The organism is Thalassospira sp. UBA1131 (assembly GCF_002311515.1).
Taxonomy (GTDB): Bacteria; Pseudomonadota; Alphaproteobacteria; order Rhodospirillales; family Thalassospiraceae; genus Thalassospira.
The window spans coordinates 9,881-14,676 of sequence record NZ_DCAO01000063.1; the positions used below are offsets into that span (position 1 = coordinate 9,881).

The following is a 4,796-nucleotide window of genomic DNA, read 5'->3' on the forward strand; positions in this document are numbered from 1 at the left end:
GCGTTCTATCAGCCCGGTTCGGAAGATTTGCAGCAAACCATTCGGGACTTTGCCAATTACGACGCGCGGCGTGCGAACCTGCGCGCACACAAGGCACAGCTTGAAGCCGATGGCAGTGCCGGTTCCAAACGCGCGCTAAGGCGTCTTGAAGGGGTCGATACCTTTGGCGAGCTTGATTTTGATGCCCTGATCCTGCCAGCCACCGGTGGCGAGTTGCGTCAGGTTTCCTCGCTTCTGGCCTATTTCGATGTTGATCCATCCGTGGTGCAGTTTATCGGAACGTTTGGCTGGAACGATCCGGGCCTGTTTGCCGAACCGGCCCTCAAGGGCGGGATTTTTGCCGCCCCCAACCCGGAAAACTGGGAACTGTTTGCCGCCCGCTTTGAGCGTACCTTTGGCAGCCAGCCGCCCCGCATTTCAAGCCTTGCCTATGACAGCACGGCTTTGGCGGCCCTTATGGCGCGTGATGAAAACAATATGAGCCAGCAGACCCTGACCAACCCAAGTGGGTTTGTCGGTGTGGACGGTATCTTCCGTCTGACCCCGGATGGTCAGTCCGAACGTGGCTATGCCATCATGCAAGTCCAGCCCGATGGCGCAAAGGTAATTGCACCCGCACCGGCAAGCTTCGATCAGGTCTTCTGATCACGACTTGATAAGCCCAGACCTTTTAAACGCCTGTCGGATCAAGCCCCGGCAGGCGTTTTGTCTTTGTAATTGCACAGATCATTGACGATGCAGTCACCACAGCGCGGCTTTCGGGCCTTGCAGATATAGCGCCCATGCAGGATCAGCCAGTGATGGGCATGGGTCATGAAGCGGGCTGGGACCTTTTTCAGCAGCGCCTTTTCAACCGCCAGAACCGTTTTGCCATTGGCCATGCCGGTGCGATTGCCAAGCCGGAAAATATGGGTATCAACCGCCATGGTGTGCTCACCCCAGGCGATGTTGCGTACCACATTGGCGGTCTTGCGGCCGACACCAGGGAGTTCTTCGAGGGCTTCCTGATCGTTGGGGACAATGCCGCCATGCTTTTCGACAAGGATTTTGGCCGCCGCCATCACGTTCTTGGCCTTGCCACGATAAAGCCCGATGGTCTTGATGTGCTCGATCAATGCTTCTTCGCCAAGATCAAGCATGTCTTGCGGGGTTGAGACGATCTGAAACAGCTTTTTGGTCGCCTTGTTCACCCCGACATCTGTCGCCTGTGCCGACAGGGCAACCGCGACCAGAAGGGTATAGGGATTGGTGTAATCCAGCTCCCCTTTCGGTTCTGGGTCTGCATCGGACAGACGCTGGAAAAACTCTTCGATGGCGGCTTTGTTCATCGGGCGGGCCATGGGCTGCGATCTCTTTTTATGTATCGATATTTGGGGATGGGGGTGGCGTTGATGCGCATCCCCTGGTCCGATTTATGTGTTGCAAACTATATAAACTGTGAGGGGTGAAAAATCGAATTTTGATTGCAGCTGCCCTTTGCCCGGGCGCACAATCGGATATCCAGCAACAGGTAATTCAAATGCCAAACGTGCCGCGTTCAGCAAAACCGATCTTTCGGGTGGATCTGTTTCCGCCGCGATCGCTGTCGCGCCGGGCTGCCCGCAATATTGTGCTGTTTATAGCCGCACTCACTACGACCATCGGATTTATTTTCTGGTCGGTGGGCGCGTGGCCGGTAATCGGGTTTTTGGGGCTTGATGTTGTGTTGCTGTCGCTGGCGTTTTATTTCAGTTTTCGTTCCGCCCGTCAGGAAGAACGGATCGAGCTTGCCGCAGGCAACCTTCGGGTGACACGGATTTCGGTACGTGGCGAACGCGAGGAATTTGATTTTCAGCCTTATTGGCTGCGCGTGGTGTTGGAGCGTGGAGAGGATGAACAAGCCGCACTGTTTTTGCGCACGCACGGCAAAAGTCTGGAAATTGCGCGTTTTCTGGGCGCAGATGAAAAGGAAAATCTGGCGAACAGACTTGAGACCGTTTTGCGCCAAACCCGCTGTAATCCTGCCGATATTCGGATCTGAAGCCCGTGATCTGAGTGTTTTGCAACCCGGTTATGAAGCAATTCAAAAGCCGGGTTTTGTGCCTTAAAAACCGGCTTTTCTTGCCCGTTGCGCCGGTTTATCGGGCCTGAAATGCAGTTGATCGGATCAAAAATGCGGTTTGCAGGCAAAAAACAGCCAAGATTCCCCACTTTGACCGCTTGCGACTTTGTGGCGACTTTCATATATAGGTTCGCGGGGTAACGAAGAACCCCCAGAAAAATTACGTGTATTACAACCATTGGTCCCAGGAGGTCCTGCGCGGCGCTTCATTTCGGAGGCTGCGGGACGGACCGGCCGCTAAAAGAGGAACTTACTATGGGTAAGATTATTGGTATCGACCTTGGCACCACCAACTCGTGCGTAGCAGTCATGGACGGCAAAGAAGGCCGTGTGATTGAAAACAGCGAAGGTGCTCGTACCACCCCGTCAATGGTCGCTTTCACCGATGATGGTGAACGCCTTGTCGGTCAGCCGGCGAAACGCCAGGCAGTCACCAACCCGGAAAACACCCTGTTTGCCATTAAACGTCTGATCGGTCGTCGTTACGGCGATCCGGAAGTCGAAAAGGACAAGGATCTCGTTCCGTACAAAATCGTATCGGGCGAAAACGGCGATGCATGGGTTGAAGTCAATGGCGAGAAAATGGCGCCGAGCCAGATCGCAGCCATGGTGCTTCAGAAAATGAAGGAAACCGCAGAAGCCCATCTGGGTGAGCCGGTAACCGAAGCCGTGATTACCGTTCCGGCATACTTCAACGACTCCCAGCGCCAGGCGACCAAAGACGCCGGCAAGATTGCGGGTCTTGAAGTCAAACGTATCATCAACGAGCCGACCGCAGCAGCACTCGCATACGGTCTGGACAAGAAAGACGGCGGCACCGTGGTCGTTTATGACCTTGGTGGTGGTACCTTTGACGTGTCGGTTCTGGAAATCGGCGATGGCGTTTTCGAAGTTAAATCAACCAACGGTGATACCTTCCTTGGTGGTGAAGACTTCGACAAACAGATCATCGATTACCTTGCTGACGAGTTCAAAAAAGAACAGCAGATCGACCTGCGTAAAGACCGTCTGGCCCTGCAGCGTCTGAAAGAAGCTGCAGAGAAAGCCAAGATCGAGCTGTCCTCGTCGATGCAGACCGATGTGAACCTGCCGTTTATCACCGCAGACGCATCTGGCCCGAAACACCTGAACATCAAGCTGTCGCGTGCGAAGCTTGAAGGTCTGGTTGGCGATCTGATCGAACGCACCATGACCCCGTGCAAGGCAGCGCTCAAAGATGCCGGCATCACCGCTGGTGAAATCGATGACGTTATTCTGGTCGGCGGCATGACCCGTATGCCGAAGGTTCAGGAACGCGTTAAAGAGTTCTTTGGCCGTGATCCGCACAAAGGTGTGAACCCGGATGAGGTTGTTGCCCTTGGTGCCGCAATTCAGGGTGGTGTTCTGCAGGGTGACGTCAAAGACGTTCTTCTGCTTGACGTGACCCCGCTGTCGCTTGGTATCGAGACGCTTGGTGGTGTCTTCACCCGCCTGATCGACCGTAACACCACGATCCCGACCCGCAAGTCGCAGACCTTCTCGACCGCTGAAGACAATCAGACGGCCGTGACCATCCGCGTCTTCCAGGGTGAACGTGAAATGGCAGCGGACAACAAGATGCTTGGCCAGTTCGATCTGGTTGGTATCCCGCCGGCACCGCGCGGTGTTCCGCAGATTGAAGTGACCTTTGACATCGACGCCAACGGTATCGTCAACGTGTCTGCCAAAGACAAGGCGACCAACAAGGAACAGCAGATCCGCATTCAGGCATCTGGTGGTCTTTCCGATGACGAGATCGAAAACATGGTCAAGGATGCGGAAAGCAACGCCGAAGCTGATAAAAAGCGTAAGGCCCTTGTCGAAGCCCGCAACCAGGCAGAAGCCATCATCCATGCCACCGAAAAGAACCTTTCGGAACATGGTGACAAGGTTGACGACGCGACCAAGTCGGAAATCGAAAACGCCCTGTCGGCTTTGAAAGAAGCCAAGGACGGTGAAGATGCCGAAGCCATCACCACCAAGCTGAACGAACTGCAGCAGGCCTCGATGAAACTTGGCGAAGCCATGTATCAGGCCCAGCAGGAAGAAGCTGGCGCAGGTTACGCGGCGGACGCTGATGCCTCTGCACAGGCCGACGACGGTGTTGTTGACGCCGACTTCGAAGAAGTCGATGACAACAAAAAAGACAAGTAAGGCGACCGCAGAGGTCGTCTTGAACGACGCCCTGTAAAGAAAAATCGGGCCGTTCCGGACGCAAGAATTTGCTGGAACGGCCCGACCGTATTTCGGAGTTACAGATGGCGAAAGAAGATTATTACGAGCTGTTGGGTGTCAGTAAGGATGCCAGTGCAGCCGAGCTGAAAAGCGCCTATCGCAAGCAAGCGATGAAATACCACCCGGACAAAAATCCGGGCGATACCGAAGCTGAAGTCAAATTCAAACAGGTCAGCGAAGCTTACGAGGTCCTGAAGGATCAGGAAAAGCGCGCGGCCTATGACCGTTTTGGCCATGCGGCCTTTGAACAGGGCGGCCCGGGTGGCGGCGGCTTTGGTGGTGGCTTCGGCGGTGGATTTGGCGGCGGCGGTTTTGCCGATGTCTTTGACGAGATCTTTGGCGCCATGGGCGGCGGACGCCGCGGTGGCGGTGGATCGTCCCGCGGGGCAGATCTGCGCTACAACATGGCGATCACGCTTGAAGAAGCGTTCGAAGGCAAAAA

5 protein-coding genes are annotated in these 4,796 nt (G+C 55.1%); 4 read left to right on the forward strand and 1 reads right to left on the reverse strand.

Annotation, left to right across the window (positions count from 1 at the left end; genetic code table 11):
- Window positions 1–645, forward strand: a 645-nt coding sequence (locus tag B3Z49_RS09505; RefSeq protein WP_296990348.1) for a penicillin-binding protein activator, incomplete at its 5' end; no start/stop codon positions are given.
- A 41-nt stretch (window positions 646–686) separates the two neighbouring features.
- Here B3Z49_RS09505 and nth read toward each other — a convergent pair.
- The gene (gene nth, locus B3Z49_RS09510; RefSeq protein WP_063086839.1) at window positions 687–1,328 is read right to left on the reverse strand and encodes an endonuclease III; all 642 of its coding nucleotides are present in this window, start codon (window positions 1,326–1,328) and stop codon (window positions 687–689) included.
- 191 nt (window positions 1,329–1,519) lie between these two features.
- On the opposite strand from nth, the gene B3Z49_RS09515 reads away from it, so the two are divergent.
- The 3 genes from B3Z49_RS09515 to B3Z49_RS09525 all read left to right on the forward strand — a co-directional run.
- Complete coding sequence (locus B3Z49_RS09515) at window positions 1,520–2,020, forward strand: DUF2244 domain-containing protein (protein WP_296990350.1); 501 nt, start codon at window positions 1,520–1,522, stop codon at window positions 2,018–2,020.
- Window positions 2,021–2,356: 336 nt separating this feature from the next.
- Window positions 2,357–4,273, forward strand: coding sequence for a molecular chaperone DnaK (dnaK, locus tag B3Z49_RS09520; protein ID WP_296990352.1), 1,917 nt, complete (start codon window positions 2,357–2,359; stop codon window positions 4,271–4,273).
- Between the two features lie 104 nt (window positions 4,274–4,377).
- Window positions 4,378–4,796, forward strand: a 419-nt coding sequence (locus B3Z49_RS09525; protein ID WP_414716251.1) for a DnaJ domain-containing protein, incomplete at its 3' end; no start/stop codon positions are given.